We start from the raw sequence: 20,461 nt of genomic DNA on the forward strand, positions 1-20,461 counted from the left end.
GGCTCACATCCGGAAGACGCCGAAGCCGCCGCGGGCGCCCTCGACCGGTGCGGTGTGGATGGCGGACAGGCACATCCCCAGGACGGTCCGGGTGTCGCGCGGGTCGATGACCCCGTCGTCGTACAGCCGCCCGGACAGGAACATCGGCAGCGACTCGGACTCGATCTGCTGCTCGACCATGGCGCGCAGCGCGGCGTCCGCGTCGTCGTCGTACGGCCGCCCCTTCGCGGCGGCGGAGGCGCGGGCCACCAGCGAGAGGACCCCGGCGAGCTGCTGGGGGCCCATGACGGCGGACTTGCTGCCCGGCCAGGCGAACAGGAAGCGCGGATCGTACGCCCGGCCGCACATCCCGTAGTGCCCGGCGCCGTAGGAGGCGCCCATGAGGACCGAGAGGTGCGGGACCTTCGAGTTCGACACCGCGTTGATCATCATCGCGCCGTGCTTGATGATGCCGCCCTGCTCGTACTCCTTGCCGACCATGTAGCCGGTGGTGTTGTGCAGGAAGAGCAGCGGGATGTCGCGCTGGTTGGCGAGCTGGATGAACTGCGCGGCCTTCTGCGACTCCTCGCTGAACAGCACGCCCTGGGCGTTGGCGAGGATGCCGACGGGGTAGCCGTGCAGCCGCGCCCAGCCGGTGACCAGGCTCGTCCCGTACAGCGGTTTGAACGCGTCGAAGTCCGAGCCGTCGACGAGCCGGGCGATGACCTCGCGCGGGTCGAAGGGGATCTTGAGGTCCCCGGGCACGATGCCGATCAGCTCGTCCTCGTCGTACTTCGGCGGTGCGGCGGGGCCCGGATCGGGGTGCGCCTTGCGGTGGTTGAGCCGGGCGACGATCCGGCGGGCCTGGCGCAGCGCGTCCTGCTCGTCCACGGCGAAGTGGTCGGCGAGCCCGGAGGTGCGGGCGTGCATGCCGGCGCCGCCGAGGGATTCGTCGTCGCTCTCCTCGCCGGTGGCCATCTTGACCAGCGGCGGGCCGCCGAGGAAGACCTTGGAGCGCTCCTTGATCATGACGGTGTGGTCGGACATGCCGGGGACGTACGCACCTCCGGCGGTGGAGTTGCCGAAGACGACGGCCACGGTGGGGATGCCGGCGGCGGAGAGCCGGGTCAGATCGCGGAAGAGCGCCCCGCCGGGGATGAAGATCTCCTTCTGCGACGGCAGATCGGCGCCGCCGGACTCGACCAGGCTGATGACGGGCAGCCGGTTGGCGAAGGCGATCTCGTTGGCGCGCAGGGCCTTCTTCAGCGTCCACGGGTTGGAGGCCCCGCCGCGTACGGTCGGGTCGTTGGCCGTGATCAGGCACTCCACGCCCTCGACGACACCGATCCCGGTGACGAGTGAGGCGCCCACTGTGTAGTCGCTCCCCCAGGCGGCGAGCGGCGACAGTTCCAGGAACGGGGTGTCGCGGTCCACCAGCAGTTCGATGCGTTCCCGGGCGAGCAGCTTGCCGCGCCCGCGGTGGCGTTCGGTGTACTTCTCGCCGCCGCCCTCCAGGACCTTGGCGTGCGCGGCGTCGAGTTCGGCGAGCTTGTCGAGCATGGCGGCCCGGTTCGCCGCGTAGTCGGGACTCGCGGTGTCGAGCCCGGTGGGCAGGACGGTCATACGGGGTCCTCCGGTGCGGTGTCGGCCGGGCCGTCCGGTGCGGCGGGTGCGGCGCCGTCCGGCGGGTCCTCCGGTTCCAGCAGGGTCACGGGTATCTCCAGACGGCGGGCGCGCAGCCACTCCCCGACCGCCTTGGCCTGCGGGTCGAAGCGGTGCTGGGCGGCGACGCCCTCGCCGAGGAGCCCTTGGACGGTGAAGTTCAGCGCGCGCAGGTTCGGCAGGACGTGGCGTACGACGGTGAGCCCGGCGGTCTCCGGCAGGAGCGCGCGGAAGCGCTCGACGGTGAGGGTGTGCGCCAGCCACGGCCAGGCCGCGTCCTCGCGCACCCAGACCCCGACGTTGGCGTCCCCGCCCTTGTCGCCGCTGCGGGCCCCGGCGACGGCCCCGAGGGGGGCGAGGCGGGTGGGCCCGGGGACGGGCGGCGCGGGCAGCGGTGGCGCCTCGACATCCGCCAACTCGCGTGTACTCACGGCCGGTTCGACGACCTCCCGGGACCCGTCGGGCAGCACGGCGATGTGCTCCACCTCCCCGGCCGGTACGGAGCGGGCCTCGAACACCCCGTAGGGCGCGCCCTTTCCGGGCGGGGCGGTGACGTGGAATCCGGGGTAGCTGCCGAGGGCGAGCTCGATGGCGGCGCCGGAGACGGTGCGTCCGACGGCGTCGGGGTCCCGGTCGCGGACGACGAGCCGGAGCAGGGCGCTGGCGGTCTCCTCGGTGGCGGCGTCGGGCCGGTCGGTGCGGGCCAGCTCCCACCGCACCTCCTCCGGCCGCCGCCCGGCGCGCGCGAAGGCGTCCGCGAACTGGTCCTTCACCAGCCGCGCCTTGGCGTCGATGCCGAGCCCGGTGAGGACGAAGACGACCTCGTTGCGCCAGCCGCCGAGCCGGGTGAGTCCGGCCTTGAGCGTGGGCGGCGGGGCCTCGCCGCGCACCCCGGAGATCCTGACCCGGTCCGGCCCGTCCTGCGTCAGCCGTACGGTGTCGAGCCGTGCGGTGACGTCGGGGCCCGCGTACCGGGCGCCGCCGGTCTCGTACAGGAGCTGCGCGGTGACCGTGCCGACGTCGACGACGCCACCGGTCCCCTCGTGCTTGGTGACGACCGCGCTGCCGTCGGCGTGGATCTCGGCGACGGGGAAGCCGGGGCGGCGCACGTCGTGGTCGCGGAAGAAGGAGTAGTTGCCGCCGGTCGCCTGCGTCCCGCACTCCAGGACGTGTCCGGCGACGACGGCCCCGGCGAGCGCGTCGTGGTCCGCGGGCCCCCAGCCGAAGTGGGCGGCGGCGGGCCCGGTGACGAGGGCCGCGTCGGTGACCCGGCCGGTGACGACGACATCGGCCCCGGCCCTCAGACAGGCGGCGATGCCGGCGCCTCCGAGGTACGCGTTGGCGGTGAGGTATCCGTCCGGTACGGGCAGGGCGTCCCCCTCGACGTGCGCGACGCGCACCGGCACCCCGGCCTTGTCCGCCAGCTCCCGCACCGCGTCCGCCAGCCCGGCCGGGTTGAGCCCGCCCGCGTTGGCGACGATCCGCACGCCCCGCTCATGGGCGAGCCCCAGCCCCTCCTCCAACTGCCGCAGAAACGTGCTCGCGTAGCCGCGCGCGGGGTCCTTCAGCCGGCTGCGGCCGAGGATGAGCATGGTCAGCTCGGCCAGGTAGTCGCCGGTGACCACGTCGAGCGGCCCGCCGGTGAGCATCTCGCGCAGGGCGTCGAAGCGGTCGCCGTAGAACCCGGAGGCGTTGCCGATACGGAGGGGCGGGGACGGGGGCGCGGGTGGCGGCGGGGGTGGCGTGGGCGGTGCGCCGGGCCCGCTGTCCGCACCGGCCCCGTCGGGCCCGTTCCGCACCCCCGTCACCGGCCGGCTCCGGGGGCGGTGCCGGACCCGGGAGCGCGGCCCGTCCCGGCGGGCCCGGCGAAGGACTGCGCGATGTCGAGCCAGGCGTCGGCGTCGGCCCCCTCGGCCCGGACGGCAAGGTCGTCACGGTGGGCGCGCTGGGTGACGAGCAGGCAGAAGTCGTGGAGCGGCCCGGTCACGCGCTGGGCGGCTTCCTCGGGCCCGAAGGCGATCAACGCACCGTCGGGGGCGGTCAGTTCGACCCGAAACGGTTCGGCGGGAGCGGGCTTGCCGTGGACGAAGAAGGCGTAGTCGCGGGCCCGGACCCCGATGCGCGCGACATGCCGCAGCCGGGGCGTGGGGGCGCGGGTGACACCGAGCGCGTCGGCGATGTCCTGTCCGTGGGCCCAGGTCTCCATGAGCCGCCCGGTCGCCATCGACGCGACGCTCATCGGCGGCCCGTACCAGGGGAACCGCGTCCCCTCCGGCGCCGCCCGCAGCACCTCCTGCAAGCGCTCGCGCCCCTCCCGCCAGCGCACGAGCAGCGCCTCCGGCGCATACGCCGCGCGCACCTCCTCGGCCGCCCGGTCCACGAACCCCTCCGGATCCGCCAGCGCCTTCTCGACCTCGCCCCCGAACCCCTCCGGGTCGGTGACCGCCTTCAGCGCGACCCCGTCCGTCCAGCTCAGATGCGCCACCTGATGGGCGATCGTCCACCCCTCGGCGGGCGTCTCCCCCGCCCATTGCGGCGTACTCAACCCCGCGACCAGCAGGTCGAGTTCCTCACTCTCCCTGCGCAGATCATCGAGCACGGCTGCGACATCGGACACGGTGCGCTCCCCTCGGGGCGGTGCGGTGTGCACCGGAGCCTGCCAGGGGCACGGAAAACAAGCAAGCGTGCTTGCATGGTTTTCTGATTCTCGCTGCCCCGCTCGCGAACGGGGAGTCCGCGGACCGGGCAGCGGGCACGGAAAAGGGAGCCGTACCCGCACGGCGTGCGACTACGGCTCCCTGGGCGAATGCGGGCCCTACCGTCCCTTGGACGCCGCCTCCGCCATCTTCGCCGTGGTGCTCGCGCCGTCCAGGGCCTCGCGGACGATGTCGGCGTGGCCGCTGTGGTGGGCGATCTCGCGGAAGATGTGCCAGAGGATGTGGCGGACGGTCCAGACGACGGGGACGGGCGGGGACCAGGGATAGGCCGGGAGGGTCACCTCGCGGTCGAGGTCGGACTCGTCGCGGACGGTCCGGTCGAAGGCGGCGGCGGCCTCGTCGAAGGCGGTGCGCAGGGCGGGCAGGGTGTCGGTGGCGGTCATGCGGTTGCCGTCGGGGTCGAGGTCGGCCCACTCCACCCGGGCGGGGGCGGTGCCGTCGACCACGGCGAGCCAGGTGCGCTGGACCTGGCCGAGGTGCTTGAGGAGTCCGCCGAGGGTCAGTTCGCTGACGGTGGTGCGGGCGCGGGCCCCGGTGTCGTCGAGGTCGGCCAGGGTGAAGAGGAAGTTGGTGCGCTGGTCGGTCACGAGCGCGAGCAGATCGTCGCGTTCCGTCATGTGGTCCCTCCAGGTCGGCTCTTCCGCCAGCCTAGGTTCGGGGACGGGGGCGCGCCGGATGATCAGGGGGACCGGTCCGCCGGTCAGGGGGTGGGACGCGGTCGCCGGACCGGGCCGGGACGAGCGGGACCGAGAGGTGCCGGGCCGGGCCGGGGCGGTCACCGGAGTGCGGGTGCCGCCCCGGCCCGGGGAGAGCGGGTCCGGGTCAGAGTGCCGGGACGTGGTACGGGGAGACGTTGATCCAGCCGTTGGCCGCCGCGCCGTTGCGCGTGCCGCTGGTGGTCCTGGCCAGGGTGTACCAGGAGTCGACGTAGTCCGGGTCGTCGGTCCACCAGGAGGTGGGAATGGCGTCCAGGAGGGCGTCGGCGAGCGGGATGTAGGCGCCCTGGTCGGTGATGGTGAGCAGAACGGTGACGATGGCCTTGGCCAGGGCCTGGTAGTTGGTGTCCCCGTCGTCCTCCATCATGACCGCGTCGGCCATGTCGTACTTGTAGTTCGACCAGTTCACGAGGACCTGGTTCGGGTAGTACGTGGTGTCCTCGTCGTCCAGGTACGGCATCTCGACGGTGTCCACGCGCGGCTTGCCGTCGGTCCCGAAGCCGGTGACGAGCGTGAAGATCTCGGCGTCGCCCTTGATCCACGGCTCCTTGACGTCGGAGACGCGGACCGAGTTGATCAGGGTGGTGTCGATGCCCGTCGCGGACGCCGACGCGGTGGGGCCCGTCCCGGCCGCCGGGGCCGGGACGGCGAGCCCCCGGGCCTTCAGCGCCTTGTCGACGACCTTCAGCCCCTCGGTGACGGCCTTGGCGCCGTCGACGCCGACCACGAGGACGGGCCGGTCCGGTACGGCGTCGGCGGACAGTTCGTGGGCGGTGCCGGAGCTGTCGTACGCGGTGATCGCGGCGCCGTCGTCGTCGGACGGGGCCGCCGCCACCCACGGGGCGGTCCCGCCGGCCAGCCGCGCCTCCATCGACGGATCGGCCAGCCGCACCCGCAGCAGCGAACCGGCCCCGGAGCCCAGCCCCTTGGCCGCGGCGGCGTCCCGGTCGGCCGCGGCGACCCCGGCGGCCAGGCGCCTGCCCGTGGCGGTGGCGGAGCCTCCGGTGAGCGCCCGGAGGTCCACCGAGTCCTGGGCCAGGACGGCGTTGCGCACCTGTCTCCGCCAGGCGGGGTCCGCGAGGGAGCCCGCCAGGGCGTGGGCGGTGGCGTCCTCGATGCCGGCGACCGGGGCGGCGGTGGCGGCCGGGGGCGCGGTCGGTGCGGCGTGTCCGTGCGGTGCTGCGGACGCGGTTCCCTGGAGGGGTATCAGGGCCGTCGCGGACAGCACGACCCCGATGAGGGTCGCGCGCAGCGGTGTCGTTGCACTCAAGACGATCTCCTGTCGAATGAGTGGAGCACGTGGGGGGTACTGCGTCGGTCGGGTGCACCCGCCCATCTATGCGGGTAGACCCGACCGAATTCATGTACACGTCAACGCGCTTCCAAACGCGTGCGCCCCGCCGCGCCCTCAGCGCGCCCCGAAATGCGCGGCGCTCTCCTCGTCCGCCGGGTAGTACAGCTCGATCGCGACCTCGTCGAGCGTGATGTCCATCGGTGTGCCGAAGGTGGTGACCGTCGAGAAGAGCCGCAGTTCGCGGCCGCCGACGCGCAGGATCATCGGGATGACGACGTCGCAGCCGTCCGCGATCGACGGGCCCTCGGCCGCCTCCTCGCTTCCCGGCGCCAGCAGCTCCTCGTACAGCGCGGCCAGACCGGCGTCGGGGGCCGCGGCCAGCTGGCGGCCCACGCGGGCGCGGAAGACCCCGCGCACATCGGCCAGGTTGACCACCAGCGGGGCGAAGCCGCGCGGGTCCAGGCCCAGGCGGATCAGGTTGACCGGCGGGCGCAGCAGCGCGGGGTCGACGCCCGCGAGGAAGGGGGCGGCCGCGCGGTTGGTCCGCAGGATGTTCCAGTGGCGGTCGAAGGCCAGCGCCGGATACGGCTCATGGGCGCGCAGCACCCGGTCGACCGCCCGGCGGGCCGCCGCGAGCGCGGCGTCGTCGAGGGGGCGCTCCGCGTACCGGGGTGCGAAGCCGGCCGCGAGCAGCAGCCGGTTGCGGTCGCGCAGCGGTACGTCCAGCTGCTCGGCCAGCCGCAGGACCATGGCCGCGCTCGGCCGGGTCCGGCCCGTCTCGACCAGGCTGACGTGGCGTGGCGAGACGTCCGCCGCCAGCGCCAGGGCGAGCTGGCTGAGCCCCCGGCGCCCGCGCCACTGCCGCAGGAGTTCCCCGACGGTGTGCATGGTCAGCGACCGTACCGGCCCGCACGGCGGTGGGCCATGACATGCCATGTCATCGACATCCGGGCCCGGCCGGACGAAGACTTTCCCCATGGAGACGACACGGAGCACTTCCGCCACCGGCCCCCGCCCCGCCGACCGCAACAAGGACCTCGTCGCACGGGCCCTGGCCGCCCTGGTCGAGACCGGCAGCTCCGACGGGCTCGCGCCCCTGCTCGCCGAGGACTTCGTCCACCACCGGCCCGACGGCCGCGACTCGACGAGGACGCAATGGCTCGCCGCCGTCGGCGCCGCCCTCGCCCCGCTCGCCGGGATGCGGGTGGAGGTGCGGCATCTGCTGGCCGACGGCGATCACGTCGTCGTGCACTCGCACCGCACGCTGCCCGGCGGTCCGGCCGTCGCCGTCGTGGACATCTGGCGGATCGAGGAGGGGCTGATCGCGGAGGGCTGGGAGACGATCGAGCCGGTGGACCGGGCGGCGGCCCACCTGAGCTGGTGGGAGCCCGCGCCGCTCCGTTGACGTACGGAACGGGGCGTCAGCCCTTGCGCGCACCCCGCACCTGGCTCCGCACCGCGCCCATGCTCGCCCCGATGACGAGCGCGATGGCCAGGGCGTCCGTCGTGGACAGGGCCTGGTCGAGGACGAGGAAGCCCGCCGTGGCCGCGATCGCGGGTTCCAGGCTCATCAGGATCGCGAAGGTGGGGGCGGGCAGGCGGCGCAGGGCGATGAGTTCGAGGGTGTACGGGAGGACGGAGCTGAGGAGGGCGACGGCGGCGCCCAGGCCGAGGGTGGAGGGGACCAGGAGCTTCGAGCCGGACTCGATGACGCCGAGCGGCACCGTGAGGACGGCGGCGACGCCCATCGCCAGGGCCAGTCCGTCGGCCTGGGGGAAGCGGCGTCCGGTGCGGGCGCTGAAGACGATGTACGCCGCCCACATGGCACCGGCGGCCAGGGCGAACGCCGCGCCGGCCGGATCGAGCCGGTCGAAGCCGCCGCCGCTCAGCAGGGCGACACCGGCCAGGGCGAGCCCGGCCCAGACGACGTTGACGAGGCGGCGCGAGGCGACGACGGAGAGGGCGAGCGGGCCCAGCACCTCCAGGGTGACGGCGGCGCCCAGCGGGATGCGGTCGGCGGCCTGGTAGAAGAGCGTGTTCATGGCGGCCATGGCCAGGCCGAAGGCCAGCACGGTGCCCCAGTCGGCCCGCGAGTGGCCGCGCACCTTGGGGCGGCAGACGACGAGCAGCACGAGCGCGGCGGCGGCGAGCCGCAGCGTGACGACACCGAGCGCACCGGCCCTCGGCATCAGCAGCACCGCGATCGCCGAGCCGAACTGGACGGACAGCCCGCCCGCGACCACCAGCGCCACCGGCGCGAGTGCCGCGCGCCGCCCGGTGGCGCGGGGGGCGCCGTCGAGGGCGGTGGCGGCCTCGGGGACGGTGACCGCCTCGGGGGCGGCGACGTCCGGGGCCGGTGCTGCGGCGGTTCGCTGGTCGTTCACCCGGGGCCTGTCCTTCTGGGGTCTCAGAGTCGATGAAGCAGTGCAACATACTGCACTACCTCATTGAAGATACTGCACCCAGCCGGTGCGGCACGTCCCTCCAAGGTAGGCACCACCGCGCGGCACGTGAAATGCCGATCTCGCTCTCGTTATGCTTCGCGCGCATGAGCGGTCAGCAGGAGAAGGACACCGGCCCCGGGGCCCCGCGCGGACGGAACGCCTCCGCCATCGAGATCCGCCATCTGCGCGCCTTCCTGGCCGTGGCCGACGAGGGCGGCATCACCCGGGCCGCCGCCCGGCTCGGGCTCACCCAGCCCGCCGTCTCGCGCACCCTCGCCGCCCTGGAGCAGCGCCTCGGCCTCCGGCTCGTCGACCGCTCCACCCACCACCTCGCCCTCACCCCCGACGGCATCGCCTTCCGCGACCGGGCCACCGCGGCGGTCGCGGCCTTCGACGAGGCCGTCGACCCGGGCGGCCCGCACCGCCGCCCGCTGCGGATCGGCCACGCCTGGTCCGCGTTCGGCCGCCACACCACGCCGCTGCTGCGCCGCTGGCAGGAACGCCACCCCGGCATCCCGCTGGAACTGCGCCGCATCGACGACCGCACCGCCGGCCTCGCCCGCGGCGAGGTCGACGCCGCCGTCCTGCGCGGCCCCGTCGAGACCCCCGGGCTCGTCACGGAGCTGCTGTACGAGGAGGAGCGCGTGGCCGCCGTCGCCGCGGACGGCCCCCTCGCCGCCCGTACCGCCCTCCGCCTCGCCGACCTCGCCTCCGGCACCGTCGTCCTCAACACCGTCTCCGGCACCACCACCCCCGGCCTGTGGCCGCCGTCCGCCCGCCCCTCGGCCACCCTCACCGTGGCCAACACCGACGACTGGCTGACCGCCATCGCCGCCGGCCGCGGCACCGGCGTCTCCGCCGCCTCCACGGCCGGCATGCACCCCCGCCCCGGAGTCGCCTTCCGCCCCCTCACGGACGCCCCGCCCCTCCCCGTCCTCCTCGCCCGCCGCGACGCCCCGGGCCACCCCGCCCTCCCCCTCCTCGCCGCCCTGGCCCGGGAGATCGTCGCGGAGGACGGGGACGGCTGAGACCGGGAGAGGGGCCACGGGGCCGCCGCGCACCGCATGCCTGTCGCTGCACACCGCGCTCTCGGTTACTGCGCACGCATACTCCGTAGCCAGCCACCCCATGCCCAGTTGCTGTACCTACATCATGTAGCTACATTCGACCGTATGAAGACGATCGGGCTGCGCGAGCTCAACCAGAACCCGTCCAAGGCCGTGGCGCTGGTGCGGTCCGGGGTGCCCATACTCGTCACCGACCGCGGTGTTCCCGTGCTGCGCATGGTGCCCGAGACCGAGACGCCCGACCCGCTCCGGCGCATGATCGAGTCCGGCGACGCCGCACCGCCCGCCGAGCAGGGCATGCCGGATCTGGCGCCCGAACTCGCGCCCGAGCTGCCGAGTCTGTCCGACCTCCTCCTGTCGGAGCGCGACGAGGAGCGCCGGCGTTGATCTACCTCGACTCGTGCGCGCTCCTGAAGTTCATCAAGCCCGAGGCCGAGTCCGAGGCGCTGCGGGCCTGGCGGACGGCACTGCCCGAAGGGACCGAACTCCTCACGAGCGACCTGGCCCGGCTGGAGATCACCCGCACCCTGCACCGGGCCGGGGTGGACCCCGAGCGCATCGCGTACTTCGTGGCGCAGGCGGTCCGCAGCGTCTATCTGATCGACCTCACCACCACCGTGCTCGCACGCGCGACCGCGTACCGGAACCGGAGGCTCGGCACCCTGGACTCACTCCATCTGGCGACCGCCGATCCCTTCCGGGTGGGGCTCACCGCCTTCGTCACCTACGACAGCGAACTGGCCAAGGCAGCCGCCGACTTCGGGCTCCCGGTCGAGGCTCCCGCGTAGGGCCCTCCCCCGACCCCGCAGGTTCGGGCGCCCGCTCGCGGACCCCGGCATCCGATCAAGGAATTTCCCCGCCCCGCCCGGCCGTTGCCCCTCCGGAGGCGGCGCGAGGGGCGTGCCGCGCAGGGGGGACACCATGACGAACGGGCATTCCGGCGGGATCACCGTGCACGGCACCGTGGCCGAGGGCTACGAGGGGGTGCGGGAGGAGTTCCGGGCCGTGCTCGCGGAGGAGCACAACGAGCCGGGGAGCCAGCTGGCCGTCTACCGGAACGGGGAGCCGGTCGTGGATCTGTGGGCGGGCGACGGGGTCGAGGGCGATTCGCTGCCCGCCGTGTACTCGTGCACGAAGGGGGCCGCGCATCTGGTGGTCGCGCTGCTCGTGCAGGACGGCACCCTGGAACTGGACCGTACGGTCGCCTCGTACTGGCCGGAGTTCGCCGCGGAGGGCAAGGACCGGCTGACGCTGCGCGAGCTGCTGGGCCACCGGGCCGGGCTGATCGGCGTGAAGGAGGGCTTCACGGCGGAGGAGCTGGCGGACGACCGGGTGCTGGCGGCGCGGCTGGCGGCGCGGGCACCGTTCTGGGAGCCCGGGACGGCATACGGCTACCACGCGCTGGTGATCGGCGCGCTGACCGGTGAGGTGGTCCTGCGGGCCACCGGGCGCACGCTCCAGGAGCTGTTCGAGGAGCGGGTCCGCGCCCCGTACGGGCTGGAGGTGTACCTGGGGCAGCCGGCCGGGCTGGAGCCGCGGTTCCTGCCCGTGCGCCCGCTGAACCCGACGCCCGCGCAGGCGGCGGAGATGGCCGCCCGCCCCTCCGATCCGGAGAGCCTGCGCGCGGTCTCCTTCCACGCGCACCTCGACCTGACCGAGTGGATCAACCGGCCCGCCGTCCGGGCGCTCGGCCAGGCCTCGGCGGGCGCGGTCGCGTCGGCGCGCGGGCTGGCCGGGATGTACGCGGCCACGCTCGGGGAGTTCGCGGGGCTGCCCGCCCTCCTCGAGCCGGAGACGCGCGCCGAGTTCGCCCGGCCCGGTCTGACCGGCACCGATCTGGTGACCGAGCAGACGGACCACTTCGGGCTGGGCTTCGAGCGGCCCGGTGAGGACCACCCGGAGCTGGGCCGGGACGCGTACGGGCACTGCGGGGCGGCCGGTGCGCAGGCGTTCGCCGATCCGGCGAGCGGCATCGCGTACGGCTACACCCGGCGCCGCCACACCTACCCGGGCGGCTCGGCCCCCGAGAACGTCCGGCTGGTCAGGGCCGTGGTGGACGCGGCCCGCGCGTAGGCCCCTCCGGCTCCCCCGCCGCCGACGCCGACGCCCCGTCCAGTCCCTCCGCCAGCAGTTCCGCGAGGTGCTTCGCCCGGACCCCGGCCAGCCGGTGCAGCTGGGTCCGGCAGGAGATCCCGTCCGCGAGGACCTCCGCGTCCGGGGGCGCGGCGCGCAGGGCGGGCAGCAGACGGTCCTCGGCGCAGGCCACGGAGATGTCCCAGTGGCCGCGCTCGAAGCCGAAGTTGCCGGCGAGTCCGCAGCAGCCGCCCTCCAGTTCACCGGTCAGGCCCATGCGTTCGCGCAGCCTCCGGTCCGCCGACTCGCCCAGGACGGCGTGCTGGTGGCAGTGGGTCTGGCCGGTGACCGGGCGGTCCAGGCGCGGGGGCCGCCAGTCGGGCGCGTGCTTCTCCAGGTACTCGGCGAGGGTGTGGACCGTGGCGGCGAGCCGGGCCGCGCGCGGGTCGTCGGGGAGGAGTTCGGGCAGGTCGGTGCGGAGCGTGGCCGCGCAGCTCGGTTCCAGGACGACCATCGGGTCGCCCGTGGTGTGCTCCAGCCGGTCCAGGGTGCGGCGCATCACCTTCCGGGCCCGGTCGAGCCGGCCGGTCGAGACGTAGGTGAGGCCGCAGCACACCCCGCGTGCGGCGGTCATCACCCGGCGGCCGGTCGCCGCCTCCACGACCCGGACCGCCGCCCGCCCGACCTCCGGCGACAGATGCTCGGTGAAGGTGTCGGGCCAGAACCAGGCGACCCGGTCGTTGGAGAGGATGAACGTCCCCTTCCCCCAGCGCCGGTTCAGCCAGCGGGTGAACGTCTCCCGCGCCAGCGGCGGGATGTCCCGCTCGGGCGCGATGCCCGCGAGCCGTTTGGCGAGGGCGGCGAGCGGGCGGATCCGGGCCAGGGCGTTCAGCGGGCCCGCCAGGGGCGCGGCGAGGCGCAGCCAGCGGGGCAGCCCGCCGAGGGCGTAGTGGGCGGCGGGGCGCAGTCGGCCCCGGTAGTGGTGGTGCAGGAACTCCGCCTTGTACGTGGCCATGTCGACGCCCACCGGGCAGTCGCTGCGGCAGCCCTTGCAGGACAGGCAGAGGTCGAGCGCGTCGCGCACCTCGGTGGAGCGCCAGCCGTCCGTGATCACGCCGCCCGCGTCCCCGGCGAGCATCTCGTGGAGCAGCCGGGCGCGGCCCCGGGTGGAGTGGGCCTCCTCGCCGGTGGCGCGGAAGGAGGGGCACATCACGGAGGGCCCGGTGGCCTGCTCCGTACGGCACTTGGCGACGCCGACGCAGCGGCGGACGGCGGCGGAGAAGTCGCCGCCGTCGTGCGGGTAGCCGAAGGCGACGTCGACGGGCCCGCGCGGCAGGACGGCGAAGCGGAGGTTGTCGTCCAGGCGGGCGGGGCGGACGAGGATGCCCGGGTTCATGCCGCCGTCGGGGTCCCAGAGGTCCTTGAACCGGGCGAAGAGGGCAACGAGTTCGTCCCCGTACATCTTCGGGAGCAGTTCGGCGCGGGCCTGGCCGTCGCCGTGTTCGCCGGAGAGCGAGCCGCCGTGGGCGACGACGAGCGCGGCCAGGTCCTCGGAGAAGGCGCGGAAGCGGGCCACGCCGGGGGCGGTGAGCAGGTCGAAGTCGACGCGGACGTGGATGCAGCCGTCGCCGAAGTGCCCGTACGGGGCGCCGCGCAGTCCGTGGGCGGTGAGCAGGGCGCGGAACTCCCGGAGGTAGCCGCCGAGCCGGGCGGGCGGGACGGCGGTGTCCTCCCAGCCGGGCCACGCCTCACTGCCGTCCGGCATGCGCGTGGCGGTGCCCGCCGCGTCCTCCCGGATCCGCCACAGGGCGCGCTGCCCGGCCGGGTCGGTGACCACGGCCGCGTCGACGGTGTCCGGCGCGGCGGCCCGCACCAGCCGTTCGGCGTGGGCGCGTGCCTCGGCGGGGGTGGCGCCGCCGGTCTCGGCGAAGAGCCAGGCGCCGCCGCGCGGCAGTCCGGCCGGGTCGGGGACGAGGTCGGCGGCCATGCCCTCGACGGTGAGCGGGTGGTGCGGGAGGAGGCCGGGGGCGGCTTCGGCGGCGGCGGTCTCGTCGGCGTAGCCGAGGACGGCGAGGGCGCGGGCGGCGGGGGCCTCGACGAGCCGGACGACGGCCTCGGTGACGACGCCGAGCGTGCCCTCGCTGCCGCAGAAGGCGCGGACGGGGTCGCGGCCGTGTTCGGGGAGCAGGGCGTCGAGCGCGTATCCGGAGATGCGGCGCGGGAGTTCGGGGAAGCGGGTGCGCAGGGCGGCGAGGTGGCCGTCGACCAGGGCGCGGACGCCGGGCGGGCCCTCGGCGCCCGGTTCCAGGCGCAGGGTGCCGCCGCCGTAGCGGGCGACGGTCAGGGCGTGGACGTTGTCGGCGGTGGTGCCCCAGGCGACGGAGTGGGCGCCGCAGGAGTTGTTGCCGATCATGCCGCCGAGGGTGCAGCGGCTGTGGGTGGAGGGGTCCGGTCCGAAGGTGAGGCCGTACGGGGCGGCGGCGGCCCGCAGGTCGTCGAGGACCACGCCGGGCTGGACGACGGCGGTGCGGGCCTCCGGGTCCAGTGCGGTGACCGTGCGCAGGTGGCGGGTGAGGTCGAGGACGATGCCGGTGCCGGTGGCCTGTCCGGCGATGGAGGTGCCGCCGCCGCGCGGGACGACGGGGACGCCGTGGTCGCGGCAGACGGCGAGCGCGGCGGCGATGTCGTCGGCGTCGCGCGGGGCGACGGTGCCGAGCGGGACGCGGCGGTAGTTGGAGGCGTCCATCGTGGTGAGCGCCCGCGCGGTGGGGCCGAGGTCGACGTCGCCGCGGACGGCGGCGCGCAGCGCGGCGGCGAGTGCCCCGGATTCGCGGGGGTTCGGAGTGTTTCCGGATGCCATCGCCCCAGCATGCCGCGCGGCCCCGCCGGACCGGGTGCGGGCCTCTCGTGTTTCCCGGAATGACGCCCCTGCGTACGGAAATGCCAGACTCCGGAACACAAAGGGAACAGAGAGCACCACAAGTTCTTCCCAAACAGATCGTCAATTCTCATATAGTGACCGAGACTTGTCTGGGAATCTTCTGTTCCAGTTGTCGCATTTGCTCGTTGCAGTACGGAATCACCCGAACGACCATCGTCCCGTCCGCCCGCCGTCCGCCCCCCAAGGACTCCGCTTGCGCCCCTCAACCCGGCCGACCGCACTGGCCCTGCTGGTCACCGTGGCCCTCACCGGATCCCTGTGCCTGTGGGCGGTCGCCGCCGCCCCCGACTCGGCCCGGACGGCCGCGGCCTGGGGCGGGGGCGCGGCGGCGGTCCTGCTCAGCGCCGCCGTCGCCATGACCGTCCACGCCCGCGTCACGATCCGCCGGCTGCGCGAACTGCACGCGGCCGAGAGCAGCCGGTTCACCGCCGAGACCTCCCGCATGGTCTCCGCCGCGGCCGCCGACGCCCAGCGGTTCACCGCCGAGACCGCCCGGATCAAGGCCGCGGCGGCCGCCGAGAACGCCCGGGTCGCCGCGGAGTCCGCCGCCGGCAGCGAACGGCTCACCGCCGAGAACGCCCGGCTCAAGGCCCGCGCCGCCCGCAGCGAGACCGAGCGCTCCGCCGCCGTCGCCGCCTGCGCCAACGCGGCAGGCCGGATGCAGGCCCTGGCCACCAGCATGCTCGCCGACCTCCGCGAGATGGAGCACCGGCACACCGCCGAGGACGTCCTCGGCGACCTGCTCCACCTGGACCACCGCACCGCCCAGGCGGGCCGGCTGGCCGACTCCATCGCCGTGCTGACCGGCGCCCGCTCCGGCCGGCGCTGGGCCAAGCCCATCGTGATGGAGTCCATCCTGCGCGGCGCCATGGGCCGGATCAGCGGCTACCAGCGCATCCGCCTCCACTCGACCAGCGACGTCGCCGTCGCCGGCCACGCCGCCGAGGGCGTCATGCACGCCCTGGCCGAACTCCTCGACAACGCGGCCAACTTCTCGCCGCCCACCGCCGAGGTCCATGTGTACGTCGAGGAGGTCCCGGCGGGCATCGTGCTGACCGTCGAGGACAGCGGACTCGTCATGAACGAGGTGCAGCTGCGCCGCGCCGAGAACGCCGTCTCCGCCACCGACCAGGACCTGACCGCCCTGTCCGGCACCCGTCTCGGGCTCGCCGTCGTCGGCCGGCTGGCCCGCAAGCACGGACTCACCGTCTCCTTCCGGCCCTCGGCCCGCGGCGGCACCGGCGCGCTCATGATGCTGCCGCAGGAGATCATCACCCGCACCCCGGCACCGGCCCCGTCCCCCGCACCGGCCGTCGCCGCCCCCGTGATCCCCGCACCGCGCGAACCCGAGCCGGTCCACCGCTCCGACACCGGCACCGTCCCCGCCGGCGGGACCGCGCGCGCCCAGGACGCCGACCGCTCCGACGCCGGCGAGTCCGGCTCGGAGACCACCGGCGGACTCCCCCGGTTCGGCGAGAGCGGCCTGCCCAAGCGCTCCCGCGGCCGCACCCTTGCCGCGGCCGAGGCACGCGCCCGCGCGTCCGCCGCCGCTTCCGACTCCGACGAGGCGGACGGGTCCACCCCCCGGCCCCGTACCGCCGACCCCAAGGCCCAGGCAGCCCGCTTCAACAGCTTCCGGCAGGCTGTCCGGCCCAACTCCCCGCACCCGGAAGGCGACACCCGATGACCGCGACCACCGACGAGAGACTGAACTGGCTGCTGGAGGGGCTCCTGGAACGCACCCCCGGCACCCGGCACGCCCTCGTGCTGTCCAGGGACGGCCTCAAGCTGTGCCGCACCCCCGAGCTGTCCGTGGACCAGGCCGACCAGCTGGCCGCGATCTCCGCCGGCATCCAGAGCCTGTCGCACGGCGCCTCCGTCGAGTTCGGCAACGGCTCCGGCGGGGTGCGCTCCGCCATGGCCGAGTTCTACGGCGGCGTGCTCTTCATCGTGGAGGCCGGTGACGGCGCCCACCTCGCCGTCGTCGCCTCCGAACAGGCCGACGTCGGCCTCGTCGGCCACAACATGAGCGAGCTCGTCGAGCAGCTGGGCGAACACCTCGTCGCCCCGCCGCGCGAGCCCGCGCATCCGTCGGAAACAGCGAGCGTATGACGCGCCGGCCCCGTCCCGGCCGGGACGACGCCCCGGACCGGCTGTACACCCTCACCGGTGGCCGCAGCCGGTCCGACTCGGCCGCCTTCGACCTGGTGACCCTCGTCGTCTCCGAATGCGAGCCGACCCCCGGCATGCAGTCGGAGCACGTCACGATCCTGCGGATGTGCGAACGCCCCACCGCCGTCGTGGAGATCGCCGCGGAGCTGGGCCTGCCCGTCAGCATCGTGCGCATCCTGCTGTGCGATCTGCTCGACACCGGCCGGATCAGCGCCCGCCATCCCCGTACAGCCCGTGTCGCGGACCGGCTCCCCGACCCCGACATCCTGGAACAGGTGCTCGTTGGACTCCGCAACCTCTGACCGTGCCGCCCTGCAGGCCACGGCCGACAACGGACTGAAGATAGTCGTCGTCGGCGGCTTCGGGGTCGGCAAGACCACCATGGTCCGATCCGTGAGCGAGATCCGTCCGCTCAACACGGAGGAGACCATGACCCGCGCGGGCGAGGCCGTCGACCACCTCGACGGCGTGCAGTCGAAGACGTCGACGACCGTCGCCTTCGACTTCGGCCGCATCTCGCTCGACGAGCGCTCGGTGCTGTACCTGTTCGGCGCGCCCGGCCAGGAGCGCTTCTGGTTCCTCTGGGACCGGCTGTTCTCCGGCACGCTCGGCGCCGTCGTCCTCGTCGACACCCGGCGCCTCGCCGACTCCTGGTACGCCATCGACCGCCTGGAGCACCACGGCACGCCGTTCATCGTGGCGTGCAACGACTTCGGCGGACCGCTCCACACCGAGCAGCAGATCCGCGAGGCCCTCGACCTCGCGGACCACGTCCCGCTGGTGGAGTGCGACGCCCGCGACCGGTCCTCCAGCAAATACGTGCTGATCACCCTGGTGGAACACCTCTACGCCCTCTCCCGGGGCGAGGTGCCCGCCACCACCCGTCCGGAACCGACTCCGGAGAAGACCCCGGAGCCCACCCCGTGACCCAGTGCCCCCACGCGGAGGCGGCCGCCGCCGTCCCGCTGTCCGGCCCCCGGTTCCAGACCGAACCGGCCCAGCTGTACCGGGAGATGCGCCGCGACCACGGCTCCGTCGCCCCCGTCGTCCTGGACGGCGGCATCCCGGCGTGGCTGGTCCTCGGCTACCGCGAACTGCACCAGGTCGCCGGCGACCCGGTGCTCTTCAGCCGCGACTCCGACCTCTGGAGCCAGTGGGAGAACATCCCCGACGACTGGCCGCTGCTGCCGATGATCGGCCGGAAGCAGCCGTCGATCCTCTACACCGTCGGCCCCCGCCACGTCGAACGCGCCCGGATGATCAGCGACGCCCTGGAGGCCGTCGACCCGTTCGTCCTCAAGCGGCACGCGGAGGAGTTCGCCGACGAACTGATCGACCGGTTCTGCACCACGGGCGCGACCGACATCATCGCCTCGTACGCGATGCTGCTCCCCGCCCGCGTCCTGGCCCGGATCTACGGCGTGTCCGACGAGACCGGCGACGCGCTCGTCGGCTCCATCAACGACATGATCGACGGCCGGGAACGCGCGCTCGCCGGACAGCAGCACCTCGCGACGACCATGTTCGACCTGCTCGCCGCGAAGCACGTGGAGCCCGGCGACGACGTCGCCAGCCGGATGCTCGCCGACCCGGGCGGCTTCACGGACGAGGAGGTCGCCCAGGACCTCATGGTGATGATGGCCGCAGGCCACCAGCCGACGGCCGACTGGATGGGCAACTCGCTGCGGCTCATGCTCACCGACGACCGGTTCGCCGCCTCGCTCTCCGGCGGCCGGCACAGCGTCGCCGAGGCCATGAACGAGGTCCTCTGGGAGGACACCCCCACCCAGAACGTCGCCGGCCGCTGGGCCTCGCGCGACACCCGCCTCGGGGGCCGCCACATCCAGTCCGGCGATCTGCTGCTCCTCGGCATCGCCGCCGCCAACGCCGACCCGCAGGTGCGCACCGACGGCTCCTCGCTGACCGGTGGGAACAACGCCTTCCTGTCGTTCGGCCACGGCGAGCACCGCTGCCCCTTCCCCGCGCAGGAGACCGCCGAGGTCATCGCCCGTACCGGCATCGAGGTCCTGCTGGACCGCCTCCCGGACATCGACCTGGACACCCCGGCCGAACAGCTCACCCGACGCCCCTCCCCCTGGCTGCGGGGCCTGACGGACCTGCCCGTCACCTTCACTCCCACCCCTGCCACAGGAGGCCGCGCATGACCCGCATCGCCCTCGATCCCCTCGTCGCCGACCTCGACGGCGAGAGCGCCGCGCTGCGCGCCGCCGGTCCGCTCGCCGAGGTGGAGCTGCCGGGCGGGGTGCACTGCTACGCGGTCACCCACCACGCGGAGGCCCGCCGGCTGCTGACCGATTCCCGGATCGTGAAGGACATCAACGTCTGGGGGGCCTGGCAGCGCGGCGAGATCCCGATGGACTGGCCGCTGATCGGCCTCGCCAACCCGGGCCGCTCGATGCTGACCGTCGACGGCGCCGACCACCGCCGGCTGCGCACGCTGGTGGCCCAGGCCCTCACGGTGAAGCGGGTGGAGCGGCTGCGCGCGGGCATCGAGGCCCTGACGACGGCGAGCCTGGACCGCCTCGCCGCCCTGCCCGCTGGCGAGAAGGTCGACCTCAAGGCGGAGTTCGCCTACCCGCTGCCGATGAACGTGATCAGCGAGCTGATGGGCGTGGACGCGGCGGACCACCCGCGGCTGAAGGAGCTGTTCGAGAAGTTCTTCTCGACGCAGACGCCTCCGGAGGAGGTCCCGCAGATGATGGCGGACCTCGGCACGCTCTTCACGAAGATCGTGGACGGCAAGCGGGCCGAGCCGGGCGACGATCTGACCAGCGCGCTGATCGCGGCCTCCGAGGACGGCGACCACCTCAGCGACGAGGAGATCGTCAACACCCTCCAGCTGATCATCGCGGCCGGTCACGAGACGACGATCAGCCTGATCGTGAACGCCGTCGCCGCCCTGGAGTCCCACCCCGAGCAGCGCAAGCGGGTGCTCGGCGGGGAGATCCCGTGGGAGAACGTGATCGAGGAGACGCTGCGCTGGAACACCCCGACCTCGCACGTCCTGATCCGGTTCGCCACCGAGGACGTGCCGGTCGGTGACAAGGTCCTGCCCCGGGGCGAGGCGCTGATCGTGTCGTTCGGCGCGCTGGGCCGCGACGAGGCGCAGCACGGTCCGACGGCCGGGGAGTTCGACGCGACCCGCTCGCCCAACCGGCACATCGCGTTCGGCCACGGCCCGCACGTCTGCCCGGGGGCGGCGCTCTCCCGGCTGGAGGCGGGGGTCGCGCTCCCCGCGCTGTACGAGCGCTTCCCCGGGCTGGAGCTGGCCGTCCCCGCGGACGAACTGCGCAACAAGCCCATCGTCACCCAGAACGACCTGTACGAGCTCCCGGTGACCCTGGACGCCCCCTCGGCCTGACCGGAACCGGAACC

19 protein-coding genes are annotated in these 20,461 nt (G+C 74.1%); 11 read left to right on the top strand and 8 right to left on the bottom strand.

Translation table 11 applies throughout. From position 1 onward, the window contains the following. Positions 1–3: 3 nt before the first annotated feature. The 6 genes from ACZ4FH_RS22550 to ACZ4FH_RS22575 form a co-directional block, all read right to left on the bottom strand. Positions 4–1,602: an acyl-CoA carboxylase subunit beta gene (locus ACZ4FH_RS22550; protein ID WP_467306835.1), complete on the bottom strand. Its 1,599-nt coding sequence runs from the start codon at positions 1,600–1,602 to the stop codon at positions 4–6. Continuing rightward, positions 1,599–3,341 (bottom strand): acyclic terpene utilization AtuA family protein, encoded by a 1,743-nt coding sequence (locus ACZ4FH_RS22555; RefSeq protein WP_467306957.1) that lies wholly within the window; start codon positions 3,339–3,341, stop codon positions 1,599–1,601. The genes ACZ4FH_RS22550 and ACZ4FH_RS22555 overlap by 4 nt, the downstream gene beginning before the upstream one ends. Before the next feature lie 104 nt (positions 3,342–3,445). Then, entirely contained in the window at positions 3,446–4,258 is an 813-nt protein-coding gene (locus ACZ4FH_RS22560; RefSeq protein WP_467306836.1) for a TIGR03084 family metal-binding protein, read from the bottom strand. Between the two features lie 198 nt (positions 4,259–4,456). Beyond that, positions 4,457–4,975 (bottom strand): DinB family protein, encoded by a 519-nt coding sequence (locus tag ACZ4FH_RS22565; RefSeq protein WP_467306838.1) that lies wholly within the window; start codon positions 4,973–4,975, stop codon positions 4,457–4,459. 205 nt (positions 4,976–5,180) lie between these two features. Continuing rightward, positions 5,181–6,344 (bottom strand): DUF3103 family protein, encoded by a 1,164-nt coding sequence (locus tag ACZ4FH_RS22570; protein WP_467306840.1) that lies wholly within the window; start codon positions 6,342–6,344, stop codon positions 5,181–5,183. A 138-nt stretch (positions 6,345–6,482) separates the two neighbouring features. Beyond that, positions 6,483–7,256, bottom strand: coding sequence for a helix-turn-helix domain-containing protein (locus ACZ4FH_RS22575; RefSeq protein ID WP_467306841.1), 774 nt, complete (start codon positions 7,254–7,256; stop codon positions 6,483–6,485). An 88-nt stretch (positions 7,257–7,344) separates the two neighbouring features. On the opposite strand from ACZ4FH_RS22575, the gene ACZ4FH_RS22580 reads away from it, so the two are divergent. Beyond that, positions 7,345–7,773, top strand: a complete 429-nt coding sequence (locus ACZ4FH_RS22580) for a nuclear transport factor 2 family protein (RefSeq protein WP_467306843.1) — start codon at positions 7,345–7,347, stop codon at positions 7,771–7,773. A gap of 16 nt (positions 7,774–7,789) precedes the next feature. On the opposite strand, the gene ACZ4FH_RS22585 is transcribed toward ACZ4FH_RS22580, so the two are convergent. Continuing rightward, the gene (locus tag ACZ4FH_RS22585) at positions 7,790–8,752 is read right to left on the bottom strand and encodes an EamA family transporter (protein ID WP_467306844.1); all 963 of its coding nucleotides are present in this window, start codon (positions 8,750–8,752) and stop codon (positions 7,790–7,792) included. A 131-nt stretch (positions 8,753–8,883) separates the two neighbouring features. Between ACZ4FH_RS22585 and ACZ4FH_RS22590 the strand changes: the two genes are divergently transcribed. From ACZ4FH_RS22590 to ACZ4FH_RS22605, 4 genes are all read left to right on the top strand, one after another. Then, on the top strand, positions 8,884–9,840 hold the full coding sequence (locus tag ACZ4FH_RS22590; RefSeq protein ID WP_467306846.1) for a LysR family transcriptional regulator: 957 nt from the start codon (positions 8,884–8,886) through the stop codon (positions 9,838–9,840). A 144-nt stretch (positions 9,841–9,984) separates the two neighbouring features. After that, positions 9,985–10,266 (top strand): type II toxin-antitoxin system Phd/YefM family antitoxin, encoded by a 282-nt coding sequence (locus ACZ4FH_RS22595; protein ID WP_467306848.1) that lies wholly within the window; start codon positions 9,985–9,987, stop codon positions 10,264–10,266. Next, the gene (locus ACZ4FH_RS22600; protein WP_467306850.1) at positions 10,263–10,667 is read left to right on the top strand and encodes a type II toxin-antitoxin system VapC family toxin; all 405 of its coding nucleotides are present in this window, start codon (positions 10,263–10,265) and stop codon (positions 10,665–10,667) included. Before ACZ4FH_RS22595 ends, ACZ4FH_RS22600 begins: the two co-directional genes overlap by 4 nt. Positions 10,668–10,800: 133 nt before the next feature. Further along, positions 10,801–11,952 (top strand): serine hydrolase domain-containing protein, encoded by a 1,152-nt coding sequence (locus tag ACZ4FH_RS22605; RefSeq protein WP_467306851.1) that lies wholly within the window; start codon positions 10,801–10,803, stop codon positions 11,950–11,952. Here the strand turns inward: ACZ4FH_RS22605 and ACZ4FH_RS22610 are convergent. Further along, positions 11,921–14,812: an FAD-binding and (Fe-S)-binding domain-containing protein gene (locus ACZ4FH_RS22610; RefSeq protein WP_467306853.1), complete on the bottom strand. Its 2,892-nt coding sequence runs from the start codon at positions 14,810–14,812 to the stop codon at positions 11,921–11,923. The genes ACZ4FH_RS22605 and ACZ4FH_RS22610 overlap by 32 nt on opposite strands. A 274-nt stretch (positions 14,813–15,086) precedes the next feature. Here ACZ4FH_RS22610 and ACZ4FH_RS22615 point away from each other — a divergent pair, with 274 nt between their 5' ends. From ACZ4FH_RS22615 to ACZ4FH_RS22640, 6 genes are read left to right on the top strand one after another with little or no spacing between them, the layout of a single operon-like run. Beyond that, positions 15,087–16,580: an ATP-binding protein gene (locus ACZ4FH_RS22615; protein ID WP_467306854.1), complete on the top strand. Its 1,494-nt coding sequence runs from the start codon at positions 15,087–15,089 to the stop codon at positions 16,578–16,580. After that, on the top strand, positions 16,577–17,005 hold the full coding sequence (locus ACZ4FH_RS22620) for a roadblock/LC7 domain-containing protein (RefSeq protein ID WP_383642649.1): 429 nt from the start codon (positions 16,577–16,579) through the stop codon (positions 17,003–17,005). Before ACZ4FH_RS22615 ends, ACZ4FH_RS22620 begins: the two co-directional genes overlap by 4 nt. Beyond that, positions 17,002–17,367: a DUF742 domain-containing protein gene (locus tag ACZ4FH_RS22625; protein WP_467306856.1), complete on the top strand. Its 366-nt coding sequence runs from the start codon at positions 17,002–17,004 to the stop codon at positions 17,365–17,367. Before ACZ4FH_RS22620 ends, ACZ4FH_RS22625 begins: the two co-directional genes overlap by 4 nt. Beyond that, positions 17,348–17,992 carry a GTP-binding protein gene (locus ACZ4FH_RS22630; protein WP_383642644.1) on the top strand — a complete coding sequence of 215 codons (645 nt, stop codon included), beginning with the start codon at positions 17,348–17,350 and terminating at the stop codon, positions 17,990–17,992. Before ACZ4FH_RS22625 ends, ACZ4FH_RS22630 begins: the two co-directional genes overlap by 20 nt. After that, complete coding sequence (locus ACZ4FH_RS22635; protein ID WP_467306858.1) at positions 17,989–19,230, top strand: cytochrome P450; 1,242 nt, start codon at positions 17,989–17,991, stop codon at positions 19,228–19,230. Before ACZ4FH_RS22630 ends, ACZ4FH_RS22635 begins: the two co-directional genes overlap by 4 nt. Continuing rightward, positions 19,227–20,447, top strand: a complete 1,221-nt coding sequence (locus tag ACZ4FH_RS22640) for a cytochrome P450 family protein (RefSeq protein WP_467306860.1) — start codon at positions 19,227–19,229, stop codon at positions 20,445–20,447. The genes ACZ4FH_RS22635 and ACZ4FH_RS22640 overlap by 4 nt, the downstream gene beginning before the upstream one ends. Positions 20,448–20,461: the final 14 nt, after the last annotated feature.

This window comes from Streptomyces sp. NPDC024555, assembly GCF_055559335.1.